The 24,583-nt window shown below is 57.2% G+C and carries 25 protein-coding genes; 11 read left to right on the top strand and 14 right to left on the bottom strand.

The window, feature by feature from the left end:
• Positions 1-12 precede the first annotated feature (12 nt).
• Genes IEW09_RS12205 through IEW09_RS12190 form a run of 4 tightly spaced genes read left to right on the top strand, consistent with a single transcriptional unit; the run spans position 13 to position 3,068 of the window.
• On the top strand, positions 13-783 hold the full coding sequence (locus IEW09_RS12205) for an SDR family NAD(P)-dependent oxidoreductase (RefSeq protein WP_188554511.1): 771 nt from the start codon (positions 13-15) through the stop codon (positions 781-783).
• A gap of 56 nt (positions 784-839) precedes the next feature.
• A complete protein-coding gene (locus IEW09_RS12200) occupies positions 840-1,097 on the top strand; it encodes a glutaredoxin family protein (RefSeq protein ID WP_188554510.1) in 258 nt (85 codons plus the stop codon).
• A gap of 39 nt (positions 1,098-1,136) precedes the next feature.
• Positions 1,137-2,438: an adenylosuccinate lyase gene (purB, locus tag IEW09_RS12195; RefSeq protein ID WP_188554509.1), complete on the top strand. Its 1,302-nt coding sequence runs from the start codon at positions 1,137-1,139 to the stop codon at positions 2,436-2,438.
• A gap of 9 nt (positions 2,439-2,447) precedes the next feature.
• A complete protein-coding gene (locus IEW09_RS12190) occupies positions 2,448-3,068 on the top strand; it encodes a YkgJ family cysteine cluster protein (protein ID WP_188554508.1) in 621 nt (206 codons plus the stop codon).
• Here the strand turns inward: IEW09_RS12190 and IEW09_RS12185 are convergent.
• Positions 3,065-4,090, bottom strand: coding sequence for a hypothetical protein (locus tag IEW09_RS12185; protein ID WP_188554507.1), 1,026 nt, complete (start codon positions 4,088-4,090; stop codon positions 3,065-3,067). The two genes, IEW09_RS12190 and IEW09_RS12185, sit on opposite strands and share 4 nt — an antisense overlap.
• 111 nt (positions 4,091-4,201) lie before the next feature.
• Here IEW09_RS12185 and IEW09_RS12180 point away from each other — a divergent pair, with 111 nt between their 5' ends.
• Positions 4,202-4,816, top strand: coding sequence for a UbiX family flavin prenyltransferase (locus tag IEW09_RS12180; RefSeq protein WP_263369176.1), 615 nt, complete (start codon positions 4,202-4,204; stop codon positions 4,814-4,816).
• Positions 4,817-4,823: 7 nt separating this feature from the next.
• Here the strand turns inward: IEW09_RS12180 and IEW09_RS12175 are convergent, their stop codons facing one another.
• The 3 genes from IEW09_RS12175 to IEW09_RS12165 all read right to left on the bottom strand — a co-directional run bounded on the left by IEW09_RS12175 (position 4,824) and on the right by IEW09_RS12165 (position 7,630).
• The gene (locus tag IEW09_RS12175; protein WP_188554506.1) at positions 4,824-5,780 is read right to left on the bottom strand and encodes an alpha/beta fold hydrolase; all 957 of its coding nucleotides are present in this window, start codon (positions 5,778-5,780) and stop codon (positions 4,824-4,826) included.
• Between the two features lie 22 nt (positions 5,781-5,802).
• A complete protein-coding gene (locus IEW09_RS12170; protein WP_188554505.1) occupies positions 5,803-6,450 on the bottom strand; it encodes a nitroreductase family protein in 648 nt (215 codons plus the stop codon).
• A 169-nt stretch (positions 6,451-6,619) separates the two neighbouring features.
• Positions 6,620-7,630: a hypothetical protein gene (locus IEW09_RS12165; protein WP_229739275.1), complete on the bottom strand. Its 1,011-nt coding sequence runs from the start codon at positions 7,628-7,630 to the stop codon at positions 6,620-6,622.
• 187 nt (positions 7,631-7,817) lie between these two features.
• Between IEW09_RS12165 and IEW09_RS12160 the strand changes: the two genes are divergently transcribed.
• Positions 7,818-8,408 (top strand): hypothetical protein, encoded by a 591-nt coding sequence (locus tag IEW09_RS12160; protein ID WP_188554504.1) that lies wholly within the window; start codon positions 7,818-7,820, stop codon positions 8,406-8,408.
• A gap of 117 nt (positions 8,409-8,525) precedes the next feature.
• Here IEW09_RS12160 and IEW09_RS12155 read toward each other — a convergent pair whose 3' ends face one another.
• Complete coding sequence (locus tag IEW09_RS12155) at positions 8,526-8,696, bottom strand: hypothetical protein (protein WP_188555320.1); 171 nt, start codon at positions 8,694-8,696, stop codon at positions 8,526-8,528.
• A 223-nt stretch (positions 8,697-8,919) separates the two neighbouring features.
• Between IEW09_RS12155 and uvrA the strand changes: the two genes are divergently transcribed.
• Together uvrA and IEW09_RS12145 are read left to right on the top strand one after the other, a co-directional pair.
• Positions 8,920-11,943 carry an excinuclease ABC subunit UvrA gene (gene uvrA / locus IEW09_RS12150; RefSeq protein ID WP_188554503.1) on the top strand — a complete coding sequence of 1,008 codons (3,024 nt, stop codon included), beginning with the start codon at positions 8,920-8,922 and terminating at the stop codon, positions 11,941-11,943.
• Positions 11,940-12,896: a CPBP family intramembrane glutamic endopeptidase gene (locus IEW09_RS12145; protein ID WP_188554502.1), complete on the top strand. Its 957-nt coding sequence runs from the start codon at positions 11,940-11,942 to the stop codon at positions 12,894-12,896. Before uvrA ends, IEW09_RS12145 begins: the two co-directional genes overlap by 4 nt.
• A 17-nt stretch (positions 12,897-12,913) precedes the next feature.
• Here IEW09_RS12145 and IEW09_RS12140 read toward each other — a convergent pair whose 3' ends face one another.
• A complete protein-coding gene (locus tag IEW09_RS12140; protein WP_188554501.1) occupies positions 12,914-13,675 on the bottom strand; it encodes a 3-keto-disaccharide hydrolase in 762 nt (253 codons plus the stop codon).
• A 113-nt stretch (positions 13,676-13,788) separates the two neighbouring features.
• On the opposite strand from IEW09_RS12140, the gene pyrE reads away from it, so the two are divergent.
• The gene (pyrE, locus tag IEW09_RS12135; protein ID WP_188554500.1) at positions 13,789-14,436 is read left to right on the top strand and encodes an orotate phosphoribosyltransferase; all 648 of its coding nucleotides are present in this window, start codon (positions 13,789-13,791) and stop codon (positions 14,434-14,436) included.
• On the opposite strand, the gene IEW09_RS12130 is transcribed toward pyrE, so the two are convergent.
• The 5 genes from IEW09_RS12130 to lnt form a co-directional block, all read right to left on the bottom strand.
• Positions 14,433-16,514 carry a protein-disulfide reductase DsbD family protein gene (locus IEW09_RS12130; protein WP_188554499.1) on the bottom strand — a complete coding sequence of 694 codons (2,082 nt, stop codon included), beginning with the start codon at positions 16,512-16,514 and terminating at the stop codon, positions 14,433-14,435. The genes pyrE and IEW09_RS12130 overlap by 4 nt on opposite strands.
• 134 nt (positions 16,515-16,648) lie before the next feature.
• Positions 16,649-17,053 (bottom strand): CoA-binding protein, encoded by a 405-nt coding sequence (locus IEW09_RS12125; protein ID WP_188554498.1) that lies wholly within the window; start codon positions 17,051-17,053, stop codon positions 16,649-16,651.
• 10 nt (positions 17,054-17,063) lie between these two features.
• A complete protein-coding gene (locus IEW09_RS12120) occupies positions 17,064-17,582 on the bottom strand; it encodes a DinB family protein (protein ID WP_229739274.1) in 519 nt (172 codons plus the stop codon).
• Between the two features lie 156 nt (positions 17,583-17,738).
• Positions 17,739-18,867, bottom strand: a protein-coding gene (prfB, locus tag IEW09_RS12115; protein ID WP_229739273.1) for a peptide chain release factor 2 whose coding sequence is annotated in 2 segments (ribosomal slippage) — positions 17,739-18,797 and positions 18,799-18,867 — 1,128 coding nt in all. Because the reading frame shifts where the segments join, the coding sequence is not laid out codon by codon here.
• 11 nt (positions 18,868-18,878) lie between these two features.
• Entirely contained in the window at positions 18,879-20,537 is a 1,659-nt protein-coding gene (lnt, locus tag IEW09_RS12110; RefSeq protein ID WP_229739272.1) for an apolipoprotein N-acyltransferase, read from the bottom strand.
• A gap of 269 nt (positions 20,538-20,806) precedes the next feature.
• Here lnt and IEW09_RS12105 point away from each other — a divergent pair, with 269 nt between their 5' ends.
• Positions 20,807-21,070 (top strand): hypothetical protein, encoded by a 264-nt coding sequence (locus tag IEW09_RS12105; protein ID WP_188554497.1) that lies wholly within the window; start codon positions 20,807-20,809, stop codon positions 21,068-21,070.
• Positions 21,071-21,138: 68 nt separating this feature from the next.
• Here the strand turns inward: IEW09_RS12105 and IEW09_RS12100 are convergent, their stop codons facing one another.
• Both IEW09_RS12100 and IEW09_RS12095 read right to left on the bottom strand, forming a co-directional pair.
• On the bottom strand, positions 21,139-21,774 hold the full coding sequence (locus IEW09_RS12100; RefSeq protein ID WP_188554496.1) for a class I SAM-dependent methyltransferase: 636 nt from the start codon (positions 21,772-21,774) through the stop codon (positions 21,139-21,141).
• 21 nt (positions 21,775-21,795) lie between these two features.
• Positions 21,796-22,206 (bottom strand): bactofilin family protein, encoded by a 411-nt coding sequence (locus tag IEW09_RS12095; protein ID WP_188554495.1) that lies wholly within the window; start codon positions 22,204-22,206, stop codon positions 21,796-21,798.
• Between the two features lie 243 nt (positions 22,207-22,449).
• Here IEW09_RS12095 and IEW09_RS12090 point away from each other — a divergent pair, with 243 nt between their 5' ends.
• Positions 22,450-23,343: a hypothetical protein gene (locus tag IEW09_RS12090; RefSeq protein ID WP_188554494.1), complete on the top strand. Its 894-nt coding sequence runs from the start codon at positions 22,450-22,452 to the stop codon at positions 23,341-23,343.
• 28 nt (positions 23,344-23,371) lie between these two features.
• Here the strand turns inward: IEW09_RS12090 and menC are convergent, their stop codons facing one another.
• Positions 23,372-24,502 (bottom strand): o-succinylbenzoate synthase, encoded by a 1,131-nt coding sequence (menC, locus tag IEW09_RS12085; RefSeq protein WP_188554493.1) that lies wholly within the window; start codon positions 24,500-24,502, stop codon positions 23,372-23,374.
• Positions 24,503-24,583 lie beyond the last annotated feature (81 nt).

The raw sequence follows: 24,583 nt of genomic DNA, 5'->3' as shown, positions 1-24,583 counted from the left end.
GGAAAGAAAATCATGTCAGGTCGTCTCGCAGGAAAAGTCGCTGTCATCAGCGGAGCTGGTTCAGGTATTGGGCAGGCCATCGCCATTCGTTTCGCCAGCGAAGGAGCAAGCGTCGTCATCAATGACATCAAGCCCGAGGGTGCGAATGAGACCAAAGCCAAAGCCGAGGCTGCGGGCGGAAAGGCCATCGTCGTTCTGGGCGATATCACTAAGACCGCCGACACGCACAACCTGATCGAAGAAGCCTATAAGCAGCTTGGCCGCTGCGACATTCTCGTCAACAATGCCGGTATCGAGATCGGCGCGGACTTCTGGGACGTCACCGAGAAGGACTACGACGCTGTTCTGAACGTCAATCTGCGCGGCGCGTTCTTCTTGACCCAGGCCTTCGTTCGTCGTCTGCGCGACGCCAAGCAGCCCGGTCGCGTCATCAACCTCAGCTCTGTTCACGAGGACATGGTCTTTCCGCACTTTGCCAGCTATTGCGCGGCCAAGGGCGGCATGCGCATGTTGATGCGCAACCTCGCCGTCGAGCTTGGCCCGCTGGGCATCACGGTCAACAACATCGCCCCCGGCGCAGTCATTACGCCTATGAACGCCAGCCTGCTCAACAACAAAGAACAGCTCAACGCTCTGCTCGCCAACATTCCGTTGGGACGTCTGGGCACGGTCGATGATGTATCCGGTGTAGCTCTCTTCCTCGCCTCTGAAGACGGTGCCTACGTCACCGGCTCCACGTACTTCACCGACGGCGGCCTGATCCGCAACTACCACGAGCAGTAAGCAGCACAATAAGCGACAAAAGGCCTCGCGCAGCGCGGAAAAGGTAAAATAGAGCCATGGAACTGACCGTTTATTCGGCTTCATGGTGCCGCGACTGCCGCGAGGCCAAACGCTTTCTCGCCAAACACAACATCCCCTTCACCGAGATCGATATCGAGGAGACCCCTGGCGCCGCCGAGGAGGTCCTCGAAAATGTCGGCAAGCGTGCCATTCCGCAGTTCGTCCTCGACGGCAAATGGATACAGCCCTATCGGCCAGGCCGCGGCTTCCTGCACGACGAAATGGCAGCACTCTTCGGCGTCAGCAACTCGTAACGCTTCCCAAAAAAGTTCAAATAATACCCAAGGATTTTTATGATCGCCCGCTATACACGCCCCGCGATGGGCAAAATCTGGTCTGACGAAAACAAGTACCGCTCGTGGCTCACCGTTGAAGCTGCCGCCTCTCAGGCCCTCGCCAAGTTCGGCCTTGTGCCGCAAGACGCCGCCGATACGATTCGCGACAAGGGCAACTTCACTGTCGCCCGCATCGACGAGATCGAGGCTGAGGTCCGCCACGACGTCATCGCCTTTACCACCACCGTCGCCGAGCACATCAACAATCCCGAGCACTCACGCTGGCTGCACTACGGCCTCACCTCCACCGATGTCGTTGATACCGCGCAGGCGCTACAGCTCAAGGAAGCCTCGGCGATCATCCACACCGGCATCGTCGGCCTTCTCGACGTGTTGAAGCGCCGCGCCGTGGAGTTCAAGCACACGCCGATCATTGGCCGCACGCATGGCGTTCATGCCGAACCTTCGACCTTTGGGCTGAAGCTTCTGCTCTGGTACGCCGAAGTTCAGCGCAATCTCGTCCGCTTCGACACCGCTGCCGAAGATCTCCGCGTCGGCAAGCTCTCGGGAGCCGTCGGCACCTTTGGCCATCTCAAGCCCGAGCACGAAGAGGCCATCTGTGCTGGGCTGGGCCTCAAGCCGGTAGCCATCGCAACGCAAGTCGTTCAGCGCGATCTTCACGCCGCTTACGTTGCCACGCTCGCCGTGCTCGCCAGCACGCTTGATAAGATCGCCACCGAAGTTCGCCACCTGCAACGCACCGAGGTGCGCGAGGCCGAGGAGTTCTTCTCCGAGAAGCAGAAGGGATCGAGCGCGATGCCGCACAAGCGCAACCCCATCGTCTCCGAGCAGATTTCGGGCCTGGCACGTGTCGTTCGCGCCAACGCGCAGACTGCGTTTGAGAACGTGGCACTGTGGCACGAGCGCGATATCTCACACTCCTCTGCCGAGCGCGTTATTCTGCCCGACTCTACGATCCTGATCGACTATCTGTTGGCCAAGACGACGAACCTGATCGACAAGCTGCTCGTCTACCCGGCGCGCATGTTGAAGAACCTTGAGTCCACCGGCGGCCTTATCTTCTCGGGGCAGCTTCTGCTCGATCTTGCCGAGTCCGGCATGAGCCGCGAAGATGCCTATCGCCTGGTACAGGGTCACGCTATGAATTCGTGGAAGAACGATCTCGTGTTTCGTGACGAAGTGGCCAAGGTTCCGGAGATTACGGCGCGACTCTCGCCTGAAAAGCTGGCTCGTGCCTTCGACTACAACCGTCAGCTTGCAAATGTGGACGCTATCTTTGCTCGCGTTCTAGGCGCTTAAGTTACATCCATGTTTAGCCCCGGCGAATTCGTGCAGCGTCAACAGCTAGTGCAGATTGTTGACGCCGCACTCGCCGATTCTGTACGCCGTAGTGGCGCACACCTTGTCTGCAAGCCCGGCTGCTCGCAATGCTGCATTGGAGTCTTCCCTATCGCTCATGAAGATGCGGCTCGTCTCCGCGAAGGACTCGAGACTCTTACGCAGGCTGATCCTGAACGTGCCGCAAGGGTTCGCGCACGGGTTGCCAACTCGCTCACCCGTCTCGATCCATGGTTTCCTGGCGACGTACATAGCGGCATTCTGAACGAGGACTACGAAGCCGCCATCCTCTTCGAGGAGTTTGCAAACGATGAGCCTTGTCCTGTGCTCGATCTCGAACATGGCACTTGTGATCTCTATGGGCACCGGCCTATCCTGTGCCGAACGTTTGGGCCGCCGATGCGCACGGCCGAGGACAATCTAGCCACATGCGAGCTCTGCTTCATTACCGCGAGCACTGAAGAGATCGCAGCCTGCGAGCTTGATCCCACTCTTCCTGCGCAGGAAGAGGCCAGCAACGAGGCCTTCAATGCAGCGCATGGCTTGCACGGCCAGACTCTTATTGCTTATGCGCTCCGCAGTCGAGATTAGGGTTGTGCCGCAGAAGAAGGCGGAGGCAAAACCGTCCTCGTCGATACATCCGTTGGAGCCGCCTGCGCGTCGGTAATCTCTTCATCGCCAGCGTTGAAGAGAGTTGCGTTCTTCGGCAGCTTCATCCTTCCCTCCGCCAGATAGGCAACGACGACTCCACCGGTAAACTCCGGACTGAGCACTACCAACGGCAGCAGATACTTCTTGCTCTTCACCAGCGATTCGGTCACTCCATCGACTCCATGGCTCCGCTTCACACTTCCCGGCACCTGAGGAATCACAAAGGCTGTCATGTTCACTTCAGGATGCTTCTTTCCGTATGCCACCAGCGATCGCGCTACCTGCTTCGGCGTCATCAGACCGACATCGGCAACAAAATTTCGATGAATCGCGTGGGGGAAATAAGTATCCAGCACCTCCTGCGAAAAGTCTGCGCAGTTATGAAAGAGCAGGTTGAAGTGGCCTACGTTGCTGCGGTCGTTGAATAGTGCGATGAAGCGCTGGTCCTGCTCCGGTGTGCTGTCTACTTCGAAGCCATGGATCTTGCGGTCATACGAAGCACCCACCAGTTGCGTCCACTCTCCCTTGGGGACTTCACCGTACTCTCCACTCGGCGCAAGTCCCTGCAGATGCTTGCGGCGATACTCGTCGCGCAGTTCCGCCACCTGCTTCTTGTTCACCGACATCGGCACATCGTTCAACGAATCGACCGCGTACAGATACGGGATCAGCGGCATCGCAATCCAGTCGTAGCCGTCGATCTTGTGATAACGACTGATCACGACACCATATTCGCCGTCGTGGCAGGGCCGCAGTTCGATGGGCGACTGAGCACAGATATGGTTCAGATAAACTGCCGCATGGCCTGTGGGATTAAATGCTCCAAAATCTCCATAGGGCTCCTCCATCAGCAACGACACGGATGCATATCCGCGCGTAGTGCCCAGCAGCACTATCACGATTAGCAACAGCATCGTTCCCCATCGATATGGGCTCCTGCAAGCATCTTTTCCAGCTTTCATTTAGTCCATATCTCCATTGGCTTCCTTCATATGCATTCATGACATTAAAAGCACGCGCAGGGAAAAAGTCGCGCTCGTCCAACACTGCCGATTTCGGTGATAATCATCTAAGTGACTGAATTTACAATCTCGCACTCTCGCAATATCACCCTGGCTGTAACGGGAGCCAGCGGGTCCATCTATGCTGCTGAGATGCTTCGCGCCCTTGCCAGCGACGACCGCGTAGCAAAAATAAACTTCGTCGTCTCAGACAACTCCCTTCGTGTCTTTGCAGAAGAACTACAGATCAGCGGGCGCAACGGTCTCGTCGAAAAGTTGCTGGGCGCGCCCAGCCCCAAGATTCAACAGCATCCCGAAGGCGATATCGGCGCCAATATTGCCAGCGGAAGCTACCCCACTGACGCGATGGTGATCCTTCCCTGCTCCATGGGAACGCTTGCGGCAATTGCGAATGGCCTGGCCTCGAACCTCATTCAGCGTGCTGCCGATGTCTGTCTTAAGGAGCGCCGCCCCTTGCTGCTATGCGTGCGCGAGACTCCGCTCAACCGCATTCATCTACGCAATATGCAGCTTGCATCCGATGCTGGAGCAGTGATCTTTCCAGTCATTCCTACTCTCTACAACCATCCGCAGAACACCACCGAGATGGCACGCCAATTTGTCGACCGGGTGCTCGCGCATATCGATCTGCCGCAGCCGGGCGCTTACCAGTGGCAGCCCGACTGATGATGTCCTAGTGTTCTGCGGGAAAGGTCTTCTCGCCGCCCTGCATCGGCGGGTCGGCTTTGAGAAAAGCTACAGTGCTCTCGACCACTGGCCGCGCGCAGGTCGCTGGAGCGAGGTGCCCGCAACCCTCCATGATGTTCAAGACGGAGTGAGGAATATCCTGATGGATCGTCTGACCGATCGATAGAGGAATCAGCTCGTCCTGTGCTCCCCAGACGACCAGAGTGGGAGGCTGCATATTGTTCAGACGGAAGTCGAGAAGATCGCGTCCGTTGGTCATCGACACCATGCCACGACGAACGACCCACGCATTGCGTTGCAGCTTGCGCAGAGCAGCCCTTGCAACGAAGTCCGGCATTGGCTGGGGATGCGGTGTCAGCATCGCCATCAACTTCCGCACACCTGCAACGTCGTCGGGCGTAAACAGCTCCGGGCCGAAGGTCGCGGGAAAATAAATGCCTGCGCTGTCGTAGACCACAAGGCGATTGACTACCTGCGGGTGATCGAGCGCCAGTTTCATCGCGACCCAGCCGCCCATCGACCAGCCGCCCACATCGGCGCGTGTAAGGTGAACGGCCTGCATAAACTGCAGGACCGCAGCCTCTTCCATCGAGATGGAGTAGCTTGCGTCGGGTCGGCCCGAACGACCATAACCGGGAAGATCGGGAGCATAGACATGAAAGCCTCTGGCCGCAAGCGCTGGAATCATGGGCGCCCAATCGTCGCCACGTGCGCCCAATCCATGGATCAACAGCAGGGGAGTTCCCTGATTGCCGGAGGGAGATGCCTCCAGGTAATGCATCCTGTAGCTGCCGGCCTGGATGTATTTGCTATGCACGCCTGCACGCCACAGATCAAAACGAAGCGCCTGGTCTGCCAACTCAAGCGGAAAGCAATAGACAACCGCCGCAGCGGCCACGCACACCAATAACAAAAGAACGACAACTCGAAGTCCACGCCTCATCGTACCGTCGCTCTCCTGCACTCTATTTCAACGGCTTGCCAAACTCTTCTCCAAAGACAGTATGCGCCATGTCGAAGCGGCCCCCGTAAAACTTGTCCTCACCCTTGAGATGGCCAACGCCAAGCAGAGCCACCACCCAATAACTCAAGGGAAGACGCAGTACCTCATGCACCTTGTCCTGCTCGAAACCTTCCATCGGCGCAGTGTCGTAGCCCATAACCTCGGCCATCAGCATCATATGGGTGAAGGCGATCATTACCATCTTGTTGAGCCAGCCATGCATCTGCTCGCTGCTGAAGCCGGAGAGATAATTGGTAACACTGCTGCGGGCCTGCGCGGCATAACTCTCCGGCATTCCGCCTTCGCGGCCCTGTTGCAACATCAGGTCGATGTCTTTTCTCCATCCGTCGGCATCGCCGCAGGCCACGATGACGGCAGAGGCCTCTTCGACCTTGCCCTGGTTGTAGCTGGCAGCCCGCAAGCGTTTTTTCTGCTCCGGCGATTGCACGACGACAAAGCGCCAGGGCTGCATGTTGTATCCGCTCGGAGCATGAAGCCCGGCATCCAGAATCTGTTGCAACTCCTCTGCCGGAATGGGCTCACCATCGAAGCTGGGCGTAGCCCGCCTGCCCTCAATCGCTTCGCTCAATGTCTTTTTAATCTCTGCCATCTCTGCTCTTTCTTGTTCTATCTACTAATTAATTTAACGAACGGTCTCTCATAATGAGATGCCGATTTCAGCCTGCCAAGTCAGGCCCGGGACAATCAAATTGTTCTGCAAAAACGACTTCCAAGATAGCACTCCGTCGTGGCTTTGAATGAAACAATCCGGTGGAAGTTCAATGAATCTCGTCCATTGCCTCCTCGGTTGCATAGGGATTTTGCCCCGTAGCTTCAGCAAATATCCAGACGCCGTGAAATGCCTTGCGCAACTCGGGATAGGCGGCCAGCAGCGCACTCGCTGCATCGGCATTGCGCTTTTTGGCCACGGCGGAATCAGCAGCCGCCTCCACCTGCAAATGTGCGACAACGTCAATCTTCGGTGCGCCCAGCGAATCGTCCACGCTCAATCCGACAAAGCGGTACTCTGCCCCGTTCGCACCCTTTACGACCAGAGGTGCGGATGTGCTGATCCCATCCGACAGGGCCGGAGGAGCGGCTGCTGCCTGCTCGGACTTTAACTTCTCCAGATGGCTGCTCTGCACAAAGCCTGTCGGCTGCAGCAGGGACTGCGCCTGCCGGTAATAAAGCCAGGCATTCCAATGCTCCTTGCGCGCGGCCATCGCTCGCGCCTGTGCCCAGTACCAGAGCCCATCGTGACCGGCAGCCGTAAGCGCTTTGGGATAAAAGCCCGCCATCGCCCATCGTCCCTGATCCTGCCGCAGCAGGAAAGAGAGCTGCCACGGTGACGTGCCCTGAACATCTACGATCACAAATCCATAGCGCCCGGGTAACAAGCCGGGAATGAGGAAATCGACCTCGGCAACCGATTTGTTGAGCGAACAGAAGAACTGCGCATCGGGAGCCGATCCGTCCGCGTTCTTCTTCAGTTGGGTGCCATCGAGCAGATAGACCTGCTGCACTGCGATTGTGCCGCCCTTGAGCTTCGCCGCGGTCGTGCCCACCACGTCGCCGATGCCGCTGAAGTCCTTCGCATACTCGGCCACGGTGGCCGCCTGCAGGCCATTCACGTCGTCGGCCTGCACCTTCGTCGCAAGACTACGGCCCGTCGCTGCCAGCGCATCACGGTCGGCCGACGTCATCTGCGACTGCGTGGTGCACACCTCAGCCGCTACCACTCCAGAGAGCAGCAATCCAGCTGCCAGCAACGCAATCTTGAATCTCATCATGATGTTCACCATGCCGTCTCGTAACGGTTCAACAGCAGACCAGAGGGCCGCCAATTCCTCTGACAGTCTAGTACAACCAACCCATTCGATAGAGGCCCCTCACAAGCTCAGTCTCACGCGATAGACTGATTGCCGACGGCCATAAGGCAACAGTGACCTCATCCGCCCAGGTTCGTCCTATAAATCGATGCAAGCTTTCGCAAAAATTCGATGGATCTTCACCGGCGTCTTCGCCTTCGCCATAACGATGCAGGCGCAGACCCAAACTGCCGCGCCCGCACCTCCGCCGCAGCAGCCCGCCCAGGTGACCTATTCCAACGGGCAGCTCACTGTCGCCGCCAGCAACTCCAGCCTCAATCAGATTCTCCGCGATGTCGCCCGCGAGACAGGAATGAAGATCACCGGAGGGGTAACCGACGAGCGTGTCTTCGGTCAGTACGGCCCGGCAGCTCCATCCAAGGTTCTCAGCGACCTGCTCGACGGGACAGGCACCAATATTCTGCTCTTACACGCCACTGCAGCCACTCCCGCTGAACTTATCCTGACCCCTCGCCAGGGCGGCCCCACTCCACCCAACCCCAATGCCTACAGCGAAGACCCGTTGCCTCCGCGGCAGCAATACCCCATCACGCCGCAGCCCGAGACCAATCCGCACGGTGTTCCCACAGCCGCAGAGCCGACCCGGTCTCCGAACGCGGTAAAGACACCGCAGCAGATCTTCGAGCAACTGGAACACATGCGCCAGCAACAACAGCAGCAGCAATCGAATCCGCAGTAGATAGAAATAAGCAGAATTTATAGGAAAGAAATCATCAAAGTACCAATAGAGATTGGCTGGGATTCCCTGGACTAACGACTCGGGGGATTCCTTCTATCCTTCGGGGGACTTGAAAAGTCAGCCCTGAACTACCCTTGCCGACGCTACTCCGCGAGCCGATTTGACCGCTACCTGCCGCGCATGGATGCGGAAGATATTGAACATCGCGATGCAAATACCATAAGCTGCCAGAACGCCAGATGCCAGGGAGGCCAGCACTGCACAGATCAACATAATCGACGAATACACAAATTACTCCTGATTCAAACCCTGACCGCGAGCCAAGACACGCCACAGCAATCGTTCAACGTTGCTATTGTTACAAATCTGGCAGCAATTACAATAAGCGGGAAACAACCCCTGTTGCTGTTTCGGATACATCTTTCCCATTTCGGGTTGCCACCCGCCCACTCCCGCCTCGACCACAAATGCCGTATCCTAGAGACTTGGCCTGCCACGGCCACAATCATCCATGGGTATCACGCACATTACAGTCCGCGGAGCGCGCCAGCATAACCTGCGCAACGTCAACGTCAGCATTCCGCGCAACACGCTTACCGTTGTCACCGGCCTCTCCGGCTCCGGCAAATCCTCCCTTGCCTTCGACACCATCTACGCAGAAGGTCAGCGCCGCTACGTAGAGACTTTATCGGCCTATGCCCGCCAATTCTTAGACCAGATGGAGCGGCCCGATGTCGACGCCATCGACGGCCTCTCCCCCGCAATCTCTATCGAGCAGAAGACCACCAGCCGCAGCCCTCGCTCCACCGTCGGCACCATCACCGAGATCTACGACTATCTTCGCCTGCTCTACGCCTCGGTTGGCCAGCCGCACTGCCCTAACTGCCACCGCCCCATCACCCGCCAATCGGCAGAGCAGATCGTCGAGCGGATTGCGGCGCTCTCTCCCGGCGAGCGCATCACCGTCTATGCCCCCATTGTTCGCGGGCGCAAGGGCGAGTTCCGCGAAGAGCTGGAAGACCTTGATCGCCAAGGGTTTCGCGTCCGCATCGACGGCGAGATGGTCGAACTGACCGAGGGAATGCGCCTGGAAAAGCGCAAGAACCACACCATCGAAGCTGTCGTTGACCGCATCATTCTGAAGCATCTCCCCGGCGAGACGAAATTCGACACTCGCCGGCTCGAGACCAGCGTTCTCAAGGCTTTGCAGATGGCCAAGGGCCTCGTTCTTATCGGCATTCAAGGGATGGAGGAGACGCTCTACTCCTCGTCGATGGCCTGCCCGGACTGCGGCATCAACGTGCCCCGGCTGGAGCCACGCAGCTTTTCTTTCAACTCAAACTATGGCGCCTGCCCCGAGTGCCACGGCCTGGGCAGCATCTACGACTTCGACCCGGCCAAGACCATCACCGACTGGTCGAAGCCTCTGCTCGACGGCGCAATGGGACCGGGAAGCGGCTCCGCATATCTTCTGCGCCTGATCAAACTCGCCGCCGACAAGTACAAGATCAACCTCAAGCAGCCCTTCGAAGACCTCACCACCGAGCAGCAGAACCTCTTCCTCTATGGGCCGCCAAAGGCCGAGGCCAGCCGCACCGGCTTCCACGGCATCTTCGACTACCTGCGCCGCAACCTCGAAGACACCAAATCCGAGGGCTATCGCGAGTACATGATGCAGTACATGTCCGCGACCCTTTGTCCGCGCTGCCACGGCAAGCGTCTGCGCCCGGAATCGCTCGCGGTTACTATCAATGGCGCGTCCATCGCCGACTTTACCGGATTGTCGCTAGAGCGGGCGCTTGAACATGCGCGCAAGATGCACTTCACCGGGCGCGACCGCATCATCGCCGACCGGCTGCAGCGCGAGATCATCGAGCGCCTCGAGTTCCTCAATGCCGTTGGTCTCAGCTATCTTGCGCTCGACCGCAGCGCCGCTACGCTTTCCGGCGGCGAAGGCCAGCGCATCCGTCTGGCTACGCAGATCGGTTCCCGTCTGCGCGGCGTGCTTTACGTCCTCGACGAGCCCAGCATCGGCCTGCACCAGCGCGACAACCAACGCCTGATCAACGCACTCGAGAATCTACGCAACCTCGGCAACACCGTCCTTGTCGTCGAGCACGACGAAGACACCATCCGCAAGGCCGACTACGTGCTCGACCTCGGACCCGGAGCGGGCAAGAACGGCGGCCATCTGATCGCCGACGGCACTCCGCAACAGATCATGGACAACCCGGCGTCGATCACCGGGCAATATCTGGCCGGGAAGATTGAGATTGTTGCGCGTGAGGAGCCACGTGCGCTGACCGGCAACTGGATCACAGTCGAAAACGCCCACTCACACAATCTGAAAAACGTTACTGCCCACTTCCCTCTCGGTGTCATGACGGTCATCACCGGTGTTAGCGGCTCAGGAAAATCCACGCTCGTCAATGACATTTTGTATCGCGCATTGGCAAAGAATCTCTACGGCAGCCGCGAAGAACCCGGACAGCATGGCCGCGTCGTCGGCATCGACCAGCTCGACAAGGTCATCCAGATTGATCAGTCTCCGATAGGCCGTACCCCGCGTTCGAATCCGGCGACCTATACCGGCGTGTTCTCCGCCATGCGCGATCTCTTCGCCATGCTCCCCGAATCGCGCGAACGCGGCTACAAGCCCGGCCGCTTCAGCTTCAACGTGCAGGGCGGCCGCTGCGAAGCATGCCAGGGCGAAGGCCAGCGTCGCATCGAGATGAACTTCCTGCCCGACGTCTATGTCCTTTGCGAGGTATGTAACGGTCGGCGTTACAATCAGGAGACGCTCACAGTCAAGTTCAACGGCTACAGCATCGCGGACCTGCTGGACCTGTCGATTGAGGACGCCCTTCCCATCCTCAAGGACATTCCGGCGGTTAACGTAAAGCTGCAGACACTGGTCGATGTCGGCCTCGGCTATATCCATCTCGGTCAGTCGGCCACGACGCTCTCAGGCGGCGAAGCCCAGCGGATGAAGCTGGCAAGAGAACTCAGCAAACGTCAGACCGGACGCACTCTCTACCTGCTCGACGAGCCCACCACCGGCCTGCACTTCGACGACGTTCGCAAGCTGCTCGAAGTGCTCCATCGCCTGACCGATCTTGGCAACACCGTCATCATCATCGAGCACAATCTCGACATCATCCGCAACGCGGACTACATTCTCGACCTCGGCCCCGAGGGTGGCGAAGGCGGCGGACGCATCATCGCCCATGGCACACCGGAGCAGGTGGCTACCGTCGCCGAATCGCATACCGGCAACTTCCTCGCCCGACATTACAACCTGTCGCCACAGGCCCTTGCCAGCCGCAATGGAACCAGCCATGCTGGGCCGCAGCCGCTCAATATCGTGGCTGCACCGGATCGTAAAAAAGATGCGCGCGGGAAATTCATCGTTCCGCCGAAGAAAACCGGAGTACCCTCACCAGGTGCAGCAAAGCCGGAGCCAAAAGGCACCTCAAAAGCCAAACCGAAGAAGGCAACTAAATCCAAGGCAGCGACCCGCGCTAAAAAAGCATGAGCGAACTTCCACTCAACACTTCGTCCTTCGGCGACAACCCCTCACCCGAGGCTCCCGCGCCCGCCATCCCATCGTTTCGTCCTACTGGTGCCGAGGACGAGACAACGATGTTTCTCCCGGACACACCGAACACCTCGTCGGACTACACGCCGCGACGCATTCCTCATCTGGGCCATGCTGTTCTCTTCATCGCTTTTGCCGGCCTCGTTCTACTGATGTCGCAGGCAACGCTGCTGGGTTTCTTTACGCTCCACAACGCACAGAAGATTGCTGCGGCTACCCAGCAACCCAAACTGCTCATCGCCGCCATGGCCATCACTTACGTGACCACACTGCTGGTGTCGTGGTTCTTCTTCCCTCTTCTCTGGCATCGTTCTTTTCCTGAGGGATTGCAGTGGAACTTCGCCCCCGCACGCCGCAATGTGCTTAAGCTCATCGGCCTTGGCCTGGTTCTGGGCTGGACCGTACAGGCCATCTCCAGCCTCATTCCGATGCCCAAGTCCATCCCCATGGACAACTTCTTCCACACTCCCTCTGACGTGTGGATCGTCACGTTATTCGGAACTCTGCTTGCACCTTTGTTCGAGGAGATCTGCTTCCGTGGCTTCCTTCTGCCTGCCTTCGCCATAGCCTACGACTGGCTTAGCTTACCGCGCACTCCTGTGGCGTTGCAGCGCTGGCAGACCACAACCAACCTGAGCGCTGCGGGCCTGCTCTTCTCCGCTATTGTGAGCAGTGTTCTTTTTGCTTTGCTTCACGCAGAGCAACTGGCACACGCCTGGGGAGCACTTGTTGTCCTCTTCTGCGTCTCGCTTGTCCTTACCCTCGTCCGCATCCGGACCCAGTCGGTAGCCTGTTCAGCGCTGGTTCATGCCTGCTATAACCTGTCGGTGTTTATCGCACTATTCATCGTCACCGGCGGCTACCGCCATCTCGATCGCATCGCAAAGTAGCCGATTGAGAGATTGCTCTATTTCAATGGGTAGAGCTTCATGTTGCGGAAATAGACCTCTGCGCCTTCGGACTGAAACAGGATCTTACCGCTTGTGGGTGAGGGGTCGGTCCCTTCATTCACAAGCTTCCCGTTGACGTATTGCTTCACATCATTCCCCTGTGTCACCAGCTCCAGCACATTCCATTCGCCATGAGGTTTTTCCACCTCGCCTACCGGGTCGCGATATCCAGTGACATTCTGCCAAGGGCCTTTGCCGAAGCGATCGATCTTCATCGCCTTCCCCGGCGGTCCGGTGACTCGCATGCCGTCTTTGCCCGTCAAGGCCGCACCGTCGGTCATCCAGAAATCTCCCGTACCGCCCTCGGTGATCTGGAACTCGATCGACCGCGGCCAGACCTTTTGCTCGCCCTGCACGTTGTAGAGGATGCCGCTATCGCGAGCCTGACCGGCGCGGCTTCCGAAGGTGCCCTCTCCCCACTTAAATTCGGCACGCAGATAGAAGTTTTGATACTCCTTCTTCGTGATGATGTAGCCCATCGTTTTTCCGGAGACGTGGATCACGCCATTCTCTACCTGAAATACATGGTCGGGATCGGAGTTCAGCCCTTTGCCTTCGATAAACGTGTCAAAATTTTTAAGGTTGGAGCCGTTAAATAGGACGACTGCATGCTTATGTGGTGGTATTTTCTGCGCCATCGCCAGAGGGAGCGCCGCGACACAGAGCGTCAACACAAGGACCTTTAACAGCGCAGAGCCCGCTCTTTTCCCGTAGTGCATGGTGTCTCCTGTTTCACGCAATTTAAAATTCGATGGAAAGTTCGAAAACATCATAGCGTGGCGAGGTTATCCTCGCGCCTGCTTTGGGGTCGGCGGCTACAATCAAAGAGACCATGCCAAACGATCCCCGCACCGACCTGCTCAATCTGATCGCCACCCTCTCCTTCAAGCTGGGCGACTTTACCCTCGCCAGCGGCCAGAAGTCGGATTACTACATCGACTGCCGCACCACCACCCTGCACGCCGAGGGCGGACGCCTCTCTGGCCTCGTCTTCTACGACCTCATTCGCGAGCACATTCCGCAGGCAGAGGCCGTAGGCGGGTTGACCATGGGCGCCGATCCCCTGGTCTCGAACACGGCCAGCGCCAGCGCCTGGGCAGTGGCCGATCATGCAGAGATACTCGAGCTCTCGAGCGAACTTGAGCTCGAGACTGGATCGGACCCACCGACCGTTATCCACGGGTTTCTCGTTCGCAAGGCTGAGAAGGCTCACGGCACGGGACGCCGCATCGAAGGCTTTCTCAAACCAGGAGCGCAGGTCGTCATCGTCGATGACGTTTGCACCACCGGGGGCAGCACCATCACCGCTATCGAAGCCGCCCGGGAGGCGGGCATGACTGTCGCCGGGGTACTCTGCCTGGTAGACCGCGAACAGGGTGGCCGCGCCCACATCGAGGCTGCGGCGGCAGGAGCGCCGTTCCTCTCTGTGTTCACTGCCTCAGATGTGCGCGCCGCACACGTTGCCCTCAAAAAATCCTAATGGGCATCACGGTCGATCGCTGCGAGCACAAGGTCCTTGGTTAGAAGCTCCGGCAGAACATCAGCCGGAGCGTTTTGGTTGGCCGGATAGATGACGTAGGTAGGCACACCGCTGCGATTCAGCGATGCCAACTCCTTCGTGATCTCCGGGTCGTACTGTGTCCAGTCTGCCCTTAAGAGCGTGAGCTTGTGTTCCGCTAATTCATGCTGCACATCAGCCGAACGCAGCACCAGCCGCTCGTTGACCTGGCAGCTCAGGCACCAGGCAGCCGTAAAGTCGATGAAGACAGGATGTCCTGCTGCACGGGCCTGATCGAGAGCCTGTTGCGAGTACGGCTGCCAGACCAGCGTGGTGTCCTTTGGAGAATAAAGCGACATAGCGACGGCGAGCGCTCCAAGAACCACTGCGGCGATGGCTGAACCCCAGCGCGCAGGCCAGCGTGCCAGCGTCCATCCGGCAATCGCCACCAGCAGGAAGCCGATAAGCAGATAAGCCATATGATCCAGCGAGCTGGCCGGGCTATAGAGACGTCCGAAGAGCCATGCCAGCCAGATAGCTGTAAGAAAGAGCGGAACTGCCGTAAGCTGCTTGAGCGTCTCCATCCATTGGCCGGGCCGGGGCAGAATGCGCGTCCACGCAGGCTGGAAGCTGAGCAGCAGGTAAGGCGTTGCGAGACCGAGACCGAGCGCCGTGAAGACGGCGAAGGTGATTCCTGCGGGCTGGGCGAGCGCAAAGCCTATGGCCGCTCCCATCAGGGGGGCGGTGCAGGGTGTAGCCACAATGGTGGCCAGCACTCCGGTAAAGAAGCTACCCGCAAATCCCTGCTTCTGAGCCAGCTCTCCACCGACGCTCGTGAGCGACAGTCCAAGCTCGAACTGACCGGCCAGTGAAAGAGCAAAGAAGAAGAGGCCGAGTGAAAGTACGGCGATAAAGACCGGAGATTGAAGCTGGAAGCCCCATCCGGCTTGGGCTCCACCCGCTCGAAGTCCTAGCAAGACGGCGACGATGATCCAGAACGAGACAAGGATGCCAAGCGTGTAGATGAGGCCGTGGCTGCGCAGGCGGCTGCGTTCTTCGCTGGAGGACTGCACCAGTGCGAGACCTTTGAGGAAGAGGACCGGAAAGACACAAGGCATCAGGTTGAGTATGATGCCGCCGAGGAATGCGAGGCCGATTGCGGTGATGGTGGTGAGGCCGCTGGCGTTACCCGCAGGTTTGGTTCCGGCAGCGGGTGCGACTTCGCCCGGTGTAATTGGTGCGGTAAAGTCGTAAGCCTTTGTGGAGCTGAGCTTTATCAGTCCGTGGAGTTGAGCGGGTAGTGTCGTGAGGTCCGGGGCGCGCTGGATGCGGAGCCTAACTCCATTGGAAAGAGGTTCCACGGTTTGCGGAGCGGCGTTGACGATCTGGTTCTGATCGAAGGGATAAAACTCGGCGGTAGTCTCTTTGTGACCGGTGATGAGGGTCAGGACAAAGTAGGATTTGCCGCCCATGACGGTGAGTTTGGCGTCTGCTGGCGGGGGCTGGGGAAGCAGATGGATGGCATCGGCCAGCGCTCCGGTGGGCTGGGTCGGGGTAGCTCCGGGAGTGACGTTGAGGTCGAGGCCAAGATGAGCTCTGCCGGGGATGCAGACCCTGGCGCAGACGAGCCAGCTCACTTTGGCATCGAGGTGAATCTTTCCCGTTTTTAGTGACTTCTCGGCGGTAAACAGGATGGGAAACGTTACAGAATTCTCATAGCCGAAGTCCATCAGGGGTTCGTTAGGGAGACGGCTCGGAATAGGAAATTGCAAATCTCCAGCGGTAATGCCTGTGGGGAGGGTCCAGGTGATCTTTGGCGGCTCGCCGGCATCTCCAGCATTAACCCAGTAGACATGCCAATGGGGATCGAGCGTGAAGGCGAGGCCAGCTTGCAGGGTGCCACCCGGAGTGATGGCGGGCGACGCTGAGACAAGCTGAACCGTCAGATGTTGAGCCTTTACAGGGCCAGGGCCACCGTCGCCTACTGTCTGGAATTGCGCATGGGCGGTCGTAAGAAGAAAGAGAAAGCAGACCGCGGCGAACAAGGAGCGAGTTTTCATTTGAATTGATTGTAGGACGCTAGCTGGAATGCGGGGGTTACAAGACTTTTTGCAGCACAGACGCCGATTGGAGCCTGTCGTTGATGCTCATTAGACGTCTGCTGGGGCAGATTTTTCTCAAAAAGATGGATAGATTACAGGGTGGTTCTGCGGTGCTCCACCATGATGCAGCGGTCCATGACGACGCGAATACCGGCGGTCTCGGCTTTGGCGGCTGCTTCGTGGTTAATAATGCCTGACTGAACCCAGAGATTGGGAAGACCGAGTTGGATCATCTCCTCGACGATGGCCGGAATGAACTTCGGCAGGCGGAAGACGTTCACGATATCGGGTTTGACCGGCAGCGCGGTGAGAGTGGGATAAGAGGTCTCACCAAGAACCGTGTCCACAACCGGATTCACAGGCAGAATCCGATAGCCATGCTGCTGCATATAGGCAGGGACGTAGTGACTGGGCTTGCCAGGATCAGCAGATAGTCCTACGACGGCTATGGTGCAAGGCTGGGAGAGCAGAGCGTGAATGAGGGAAGGTTCGTTCATTTCGCCTCTCTTATTTGTGCCAGATTCCCAATAGGCGACGAAGGACGATGAGTTCGCCGAGATGGTAGGCAGCATGGTCGGCGATGAGAAGGGCTTCGCGCAGAAGGTTCTGGCCGTTGCCCCAGCGGAAGGGCTTGAAGAGATAGGCTTCGGGCTTCATGATGAGCGACTCGAAGTGCTCGCGATCTTTACGAATGGCAGCGATGGCGTGATTCCATGCCTGTGCGGACGGCGGCTCGGGGGACTTCGGCCAATAGGCCTCGGGCCATTCGAGCGGCTGGTAGCCGCCGGTAGGCGGCGAGCTGAAGTCGAGGATGTCGCGCTGGGCGATGCGCAGGTGCTCGAGCAACTGCCAGGCGGAGTAAGGAAGGTTTTCCGGCACCTTACCGCGCAGTTCTGCGGGAAAGTCTTTCACCGCGTCGTCGAACGTAACGTGGGCCTGCCCGCCTTGAAGGAGCGCAGCAAGCTCTTTGCGCAGTGGCTCGTGCTGATCGGCGGTGGAGTGCGATTTAGCGCTGGACTTCATCATGGGCCTCTACTCCTCTGCTTTCTTTGGATGCTGCCGGGCCGTGAGTCGGATCAGGAGATTATTTGTCAGAGGGAAAGATTTGGCTGGAGAGATACTCTCTCCCCAGCACGAGCAAATCAAAAAATGGAAGAAACAACTAGATTGACTAAATGATCCCTAGAGATCGTCGTCTGCAATCTCTGCAGGGAAGTTGCCCTCGCGCCTCATCCGCAGATAACCACGGATGAATGGCTCGAGGTCGCCATCGAGAACCTTGTCGACATCGCCTACTTCTACGCGGGTGCGCAGGTCTTTGGCCATGCGGTAAGGCTGAAGGACGTAGCTGCGAATCTGCGAACCGAACTTGATGTCGAGCTTAGAGTCTTCCAGTTTTTTGCTGACCGCTTTTTTCTTTTCCAGTTCGTACTCGTAGAGGCGGGAACGGAGAAGCTTCATGGCCTTCTCCTTGTTCTTGTGCTGAGAGCGCTCGTTCTGACATCCGGCGACGAGGCCGGTCGGAATGTGCGTGATGCGGACGGCGGAGTCGGTCGTATTAACGTGTTGCCCACCTTTGCCACCGGAACGATACGTGTCGATACGAAGATCGTCGGGCTTGATGTCGATGACAATCGTGTCGTCGATCTCAGGAGAGACAAAGACACTGGCAAAGCTGGTGTGGCGGCGCTTGGCTGAGTCGAACGGCGAGATACGGACCAGCCGATGAACGCCTGTCTCTCCGCTAAGCAGACCGAAGGCGAAGTCGCCGGAGATGGTGAAGGTGGCGGACTTGATGCCGGCTTCATCACCGTCCTGAACTTCGTTGATCTCGACCTTGAAGTTCTGGCGCTCTCCCCAGCGAATGTACATACGCATGAGCATCTCGGCCCAATCCTGCGACTCGGTGCCACCTGCGCCAGGATGGACAACGACGATTGCGTTGAGAGAGTCGGACTCGCCTGAGAGCATTGTCTTCGATTCGAGCTGATCGGCAAATTCGATCAGCAGAGGAATCTCTCGAACGAGATCAGGCTCTGTATTTTCACCTTCTTTGGCGAGCTCAAAGTAAGCCTCGATATCGTCGGAGCGACGCGCTAACTCAGCGTCGTCAGCGAGCAGGGTTTCGAGGCGCTTCCGTTCGCGCATCAGTGGCTGCGAACGCGCCGGATCGGCCCAGATAGCCGGGTCAGCGGTTTTTTCTTCGATGGCAGTTAGTTCACGGCGCAAACGGGCCGAGTCAAAGATACTCCCGCAGATCGCGAACCTTGTCGCGAACTGGGTTGTAGGTAAATTCTAAGTCGCTCAACATATGGTTTAAGTTTAGTTTATTTTTCGCCTGAAGCTATAAACGAATGCCAGCGTTGTGATGAGAGCGCAGAGATAAGCGAAGAGATCGCCGTGCTTCGTATAGAAAGTGATGTCGTGTTCATAGCCGAAGCCGGCGTAGAGAGCGGTGCGAATATGGCGAGGTGCTGCGGCTGTCACGCGGCCGTAGGGGTCGATCACAGCTGTAACGCCGGTGTTCGTCGAGCGAAGGACCCAGCGATGGTTTTCGATTGCGCGCATGCGCACCATGTTTAGATGTTGCCAGGGAGCGCTGGTATCTCCATACCAGCCATCGTCGGAGATGTTAACAAGTACGTCTGCCCCTTTAAGCACAAAGAGACGAACCTCATCGGCAAAGGTGGACTCGTAGCAGATGAAGGTGCCGTAACTGTGGCCATCGTAGGTGAAGACGGTACGATGAGCGCCCGCCGATAAGTCGCCTGCTTCGGCAAGTAAGTCTCCGGCGAAGAAGAAGAGAGATTTGAAGGGAACATATTCGCCGAAGGGAACGAGATGCATCTTGTCGTAGCGACCAGCAAAGGCTCCGTCCGGTGTAAGGAATGAGGCGGAGTTGAATCGATCGTAGACCTTGGAGGCAGTGGGATTGGAGCTGCGAGTAGTTCCTAAGTCATCGACGATGACGGGCGCATTGGCGGCGCGTGCAAGCGAAGACATGCCGAGACGAAAGCGCGGGTCTTCCTCTGCAAACGGCGCAGGCGCTTCAGGCCATACGATAAGATTCGCCGGCGTAGGCGGCGCGGTCTCTTGAACGGATTGCGGAGGAGATGCGAAGACAATACAGGTAGTCGAGGAAAGCTCGGGGATCCCATTGCAGCGACTGCGAGGAGGATGGAGGCTAAGTTGCGAAAAGGAGTCGATAAGTTCATCGAGAGATGGTTCCGGACCAACTCTTTCTGAACCGACAGCAAGATTCTCCTGCAGCAATGTGGCACGGGCGCTCGTCGCAAGATGAGCAGGTGGCTGAAGATGACGCAATGCCACAAGGTACAACAAGATGATTGCTACTCCGCCGACCGTAAATGCCAGACGCGTAAATCGCCGCTCTCGAACACGAATACAAATAAGCCAGAGAACATTAACTGCCACGATAATAAAGGACAGTCCATAGACGCCTGCGATAGGTGCGAGGTGAGCTAGGAGTGAGTTATCCACCTGCGCAACGCCCAACTGGTCCCATGGAAAACCGGTAATACGTGCTCGAGCGAGCTCTACCGCAACCCAGATGAATGGGATTAAAACGAGCGTTAGCTGGCGTCCAAGACGACGGCACGCCGTAACAAGCATCCCGAAGAGTGCGTGATAGAGACCGAGATACAGACAGAAGAGGACAAGAATACCTGCAGCGATAGGTTTGGCTAAACCGCCATAGAGATACATGGTCTGGTAGATCCAATAGCAGTTACCGAGATACCAGACAAAGCCGCAGAGATAGCCTAGTATCGCTCCCTCATAAAGCCTGAGTGGATTGCCTTCTTTGTTATTCGCAAGGAGTGCACATAGAAGCGGAAGAAGCGCAACCCAACAGAAAGCAGTTCGCCAGAGCGGCGTGGGGCCTGCGATAGGAAAGGGCAGCACCTGAAGGATCCCGGAGAGTACCGCCATCAAACAGAGCCGCAGAGGGATTTGTCGCATCGCAGATGAAGTCTAGCATCTCGGCATCACGATAGTTCCGAGGTAGAAGATGAAGATACGATTGCAATCACACTGCGCGCCATGACAACTGTTACTCAATAAGAGATATTTCTAGTTAGATATCTCAGGAAGCGATGAAAATAATACTTACAACCATTTGCAAGCCAATAACTACTTCTGTATCGTCAGAGATGGCATTGTAACCACTCGATTGATAGTTGCCACTGGATGAGTGATTGTATTCAAGCGATGCCCACAGGAGGTAACAAGTGGAAGTAAGTCGCATTATTGCTGAGATTGACGCGCAGATATTGAAGCTACAGCAGGCCCGTGCACTGCTCGCTGGAACGACACAGCAGGCTAACAAGGGACCGGGACGCCCCAAAGGGCGCAAGACCGTTGCCCAGGCAGCAACAGCAGCAAAGACGGCAACAGCACGCAAGCGCAAGTTGAGCCCCGAGGGTCGTAAGCGTATCGCAGATGCCATGAAAAAGCGTTGGGCAGAGCGGCGCAAGCAGAACGCCAAAGCCTAGTTCATCAAGCTTACATAAAAAGCGCAGGCACTGATCTATCAGTGCCTGCGCTTTTTATGAGTGAATCTCTAGCGAGTAATGATGACTTCTCGCAGACTGTCTTTTGCGAGGAAGAAGCGGAAGTTACTAAATTCGCTCAACATATTCTCAATCTTTCGATTGCTATAGACGTTGAGCAACGGATAGTTTCCAGCGCGCTGCATCTCGATAACGTCCGTATCCGTGAGGTGATAGCGGTTAAAAGACGTCTCTGCATCCTGTGACGCATGAAAGAACGCAAGCATAAGGCCGCCAGGCTGCAGCACCTCATGTATCCGCGCAAATACTGGGCCAAGCAGAGGCTCAGGCAGATAGTCTGCTGTGTCCCACAGGATTACTACGTCGAACATGCGTCCTGAAAAATTGAGATTGGATTGAAGAAAGCTCTCTACGTTGAAGCCTGCGGGCTTGTCCCCTTCCGCGGGGACGACCCACTCCGGTTTCGCAGCTTCTTCCACCAGGTTGGCCATATAGATACTATGGCCAAGGCTGGTAATGTAGTTGATATTGGTGGAAGACGTGGGGCCGATATCGAGAACGCGCAGCGATTCCTGTGCGCTTAGGTGCTTGAGTAACTCCTTCCATCCGCTGGAATGGCGGGGAACGCGGTTGCCGCCAGCGCCTTTGGCACTGCCTGAGCTATCGCTGCTGAAGAGATTGCGCATGTATGTCCGCTTCCCTTTCTCTTAGGCCTTCGGCTGCAGAACGAGAGTTTCCGGTGTTTCCGCCGCAGGAGATGACGCCGTTTGCGATGCAGACTGACCCAGGCCAGACTTCAGCTCTACGCGCCCTTTAAGCATGGCACTCTCTTCGATCGAGAGCCTGCCTGCAACGATGTCTCCTGTCAACGTCGCCGATTGCCGCAGATCGACGCGGCCAGAGGCATGGACATTCCCGGTAAGCTTGCCGAAGACTACGAGATCACGCACAGTAACATCAGCCACGATGCGCGCATCGGGGCCGATGGTCAATCGGTTTTCAGACAGGGTAATAGTGCCTTCGATGTCACAGTCCAGATAGAGATCTTCCTGGCCGGAGATATCTCCGCGAACCACAACTGACTTACCGATAACGGTGGAACCTTCTGCTGGCTTCATTCGTTTTTGCTCTCCTGGTAGCGCTGTTTGCTGCAAGTAGGTCTTGCCCGAACTATACCCAAGCGCCTGTGATGAGGCAAACCGAGTAAACTTTGCGGTAGCTTTATACGTCTGACCTAGGACAGTCTGAATGGCTGCAACGAACTAGAGATAGAGTCAGGGTAGGGTTTAACAAGCGATGCGCGGATCGGTGGTAACAATATTTCATCTCATACGCTGGAGCCGCAGATTCCAGGAGGTCGCTTGCTGAAAGGTCGCTGGATAAGGGCAGGATTCCTGGGGCTATCGACCTGCCTGGCAGGATTGTGCGCTACTGCGCAGAGCGTACCTGCAAACAAGCCGGACAGCTCGGCAAGTCTGTCGGCTGAGGCTCCGCGTTCGTGGATCGTAGACGCAGCGGCAAACGAGTTGAGGGCCCTGCATCATCCGAACTCCTACCTACGCTACCGGATGCATACCATCGACCTGAAGGGCGATCAGGTTCGGGATGTCATCGAGAGCAAAGATGGCTCCATCGCAAGATTGATCCTGAGGGACGGGCGCCCCTTGACCGAGGAGGAGGACAAGGCGGAGCGACAGCGTTTGAATAACATGATCGCGTCACCATCAGATTATTTCAAGCACGTGAAGAACGATGGCGAAGGCAGGAAGCTGGCCGACCAGCTCATACGCCTGATGCCGGATGCCATGATCTACACCTATACGCCAGGACAACCGCAGACGGGCAAAAACAATGGGACGGAAGTCGTGCTGGACTATAAGCCCAATCCAAAGTTCTCGCCTCCTAGCGCGCCCGCACAGGCACTGACAGGGCTGGAGGGCCGCATGTGGATCGACGCCAAGAGCCATGAGGTTGTTCGCATGGAAGGGACGATCTTTCGCGCCGTCAACTTCGGATGGGGAATGGTGGCGCATATCTATCCTGGAGGGCATCTTGTGCTGGAGCAGGAGAATGCTGGAAACAACCGGTGGATCTTCACGAAGTTCCAAGAGGATGTGAGCGTACGGGCCCTGATGGTTAAGACAATTCACGTTCACACCAATGTTGAAGCAGGATCGTTCCAGACGCTGCCTGGGCCTATCCCCTACCAGGATGCAATACGAATGCTGCTCGATACTCCGCTGCCAAAGAAGTAAATGTTCGAACCTTCTTATTGACTACTTCTCAGGCAAGCACCCGGGCCTTGGCTCGCAGTGTCTGACGGCGGACCGTTAAAGATTCAATGTAATCGCGCTTTACAGCGTAGCCTATGCCAGGATTGGTTGGGACAACGATCTCGCCTTTTTTGCTAACTGTAACTGCAGGTTCAATGATATCCTCCGACCAGTAACGGCTCGAGGCAGAGACGTCTCCGGGAAGAGAAAAGTTAGGCAGCGAAGAGAGCGCAATATTGTGCGCTCGGCCGATTCCGGTCTCCAACATGCCGCCGCACCAGACCGGGATACCGCGCTCGTCTGCAGCGTTGTGAACGGCAATCGCCTCGCTGAAACCTCCGACCCGGCCAACCTTAATATTGATGATGCGACACGATTGCATCTCGATTGCCGCGAGAGCATCGCGACGGTTACGAATGGATTCGTCAAGGCAAATGGCGGTTTTAATACGCTTTTGCAGCATGGAATGGAAGTAGAAATCGTCATACCAGAGCGGCTGCTCAATCATAAGCAGATTGAACTGATCCCAACTGCTGAGGTGATCAAAGTCTTTCATGCGATACGCAGAGTTTGCGTCACAGCTTAAAGTGATATCGGGCCAGCGGGTACGGACGGCCTCAAACACTCGCGTATCCCAATCATGCTTGCATTTGAGTTTGATGCGTTGATACCCAGCCGCGATCTCAGTGGCGATCTTTTCCATCAGCTGCTCGATGGATGGTTGAATGCCGATGGAGACTCCGCAAGCGATGACAGAGCGCGTGCCGCCGAGAAGCTGCGCCAGGGGAACCTGTTCAATCTGCGCCTCTAAATCCCATACCGCATTCTCGAGCGCTGCCTTGGCCATGCGATGCCCACGAACCTGCCGGAATAGGCTGGGACAACTGCCGCCACCTTGCAGCTCGACACCAAGCAGTCGCGGCGCGAGCTCTGTCTCGGTGATGATCCACGCGGTGTCGATCATCTCGTCGCTGAAGTAAGGGTGCTCGCCAGCGACGCACTCTCCCCAGGCGGTAAGGCCTTCGGCTTCGATCTCTACCAGAAGGATGCGGCGTCCCGTTGTGAGGCCGAAGCTGGTCTCGAACGGGTGGGCCAATGGCATATTAATCTCGCGCAGATGAATGGCATCGATCTTGAGCATGGTCTCTTCCGTCTTTCGAGGTTTGGCTGTTCTTTAGAGCGTCTGGGGTAGAGTCCGCCGGAATAAATCTCTTATGCAACT

The organism is Edaphobacter dinghuensis (assembly GCF_014640335.1).
Taxonomy (GTDB): Bacteria; Acidobacteriota; Terriglobia; order Terriglobales; family Acidobacteriaceae; genus Edaphobacter; species Edaphobacter dinghuensis.
The sequence above is the reverse complement of the archived record's forward strand: the minus strand, read 5'-3'. Positions and strand labels throughout refer to the sequence as shown.

Bases quoted from the DNA above. Each gene is read 5' to 3' on its own strand.
- IEW09_RS12205 (WP_188554511.1), top strand. From the start codon at position 13: ATGTCAGGTCGTCTCGCAGGAAAAGTCGCTGTCATCAGCGGAGCTGGT.
- IEW09_RS12200 (WP_188554510.1), top strand. From the start codon at position 840: ATGGAACTGACCGTTTATTCGGCTTCATGGTGCCGCGACTGCCGCGAG.
- purB (WP_188554509.1), top strand. From the start codon at position 1,137: ATGATCGCCCGCTATACACGCCCCGCGATGGGCAAAATCTGGTCTGAC.
- IEW09_RS12190 (WP_188554508.1), top strand. From the start codon at position 2,448: ATGTTTAGCCCCGGCGAATTCGTGCAGCGTCAACAGCTAGTGCAGATT.
- IEW09_RS12185 (WP_188554507.1), bottom strand. From the start codon at position 4,090: ATGAAAGCTGGAAAAGATGCTTGCAGGAGCCCATATCGATGGGGAACG.
- IEW09_RS12175 (WP_188554506.1), bottom strand. From the start codon at position 5,780: ATGAGGCGTGGACTTCGAGTTGTCGTTCTTTTGTTATTGGTGTGCGTG.
- IEW09_RS12170 (WP_188554505.1), bottom strand. From the start codon at position 6,450: ATGGCAGAGATTAAAAAGACATTGAGCGAAGCGATTGAGGGCAGGCGG.
- IEW09_RS12165 (WP_229739275.1), bottom strand. From the start codon at position 7,630: ATGATGAGATTCAAGATTGCGTTGCTGGCAGCTGGATTGCTGCTCTCT.
- IEW09_RS12160 (WP_188554504.1), top strand. From the start codon at position 7,818: ATGCAAGCTTTCGCAAAAATTCGATGGATCTTCACCGGCGTCTTCGCC.
- uvrA (WP_188554503.1), top strand. From the start codon at position 8,920: ATGGGTATCACGCACATTACAGTCCGCGGAGCGCGCCAGCATAACCTG.
- IEW09_RS12145 (WP_188554502.1), top strand. From the start codon at position 11,940: ATGAGCGAACTTCCACTCAACACTTCGTCCTTCGGCGACAACCCCTCA.
- IEW09_RS12140 (WP_188554501.1), bottom strand. From the start codon at position 13,675: ATGCACTACGGGAAAAGAGCGGGCTCTGCGCTGTTAAAGGTCCTTGTG.
- pyrE (WP_188554500.1), top strand. From the start codon at position 13,789: ATGCCAAACGATCCCCGCACCGACCTGCTCAATCTGATCGCCACCCTC.
- IEW09_RS12130 (WP_188554499.1), bottom strand. From the start codon at position 16,514: ATGAAAACTCGCTCCTTGTTCGCCGCGGTCTGCTTTCTCTTTCTTCTT.
- IEW09_RS12125 (WP_188554498.1), bottom strand. From the start codon at position 17,053: ATGAACGAACCTTCCCTCATTCACGCTCTGCTCTCCCAGCCTTGCACC.
- IEW09_RS12120 (WP_229739274.1), bottom strand. From the start codon at position 17,582: ATGATGAAGTCCAGCGCTAAATCGCACTCCACCGCCGATCAGCACGAG.
- lnt (WP_229739272.1), bottom strand. From the start codon at position 20,537: ATGCGACAAATCCCTCTGCGGCTCTGTTTGATGGCGGTACTCTCCGGG.
- IEW09_RS12100 (WP_188554496.1), bottom strand. From the start codon at position 21,774: ATGCGCAATCTCTTCAGCAGCGATAGCTCAGGCAGTGCCAAAGGCGCT.
- IEW09_RS12095 (WP_188554495.1), bottom strand. From the start codon at position 22,206: ATGAAGCCAGCAGAAGGTTCCACCGTTATCGGTAAGTCAGTTGTGGTT.
- menC (WP_188554493.1), bottom strand. From the start codon at position 24,502: ATGCTCAAGATCGATGCCATTCATCTGCGCGAGATTAATATGCCATTG.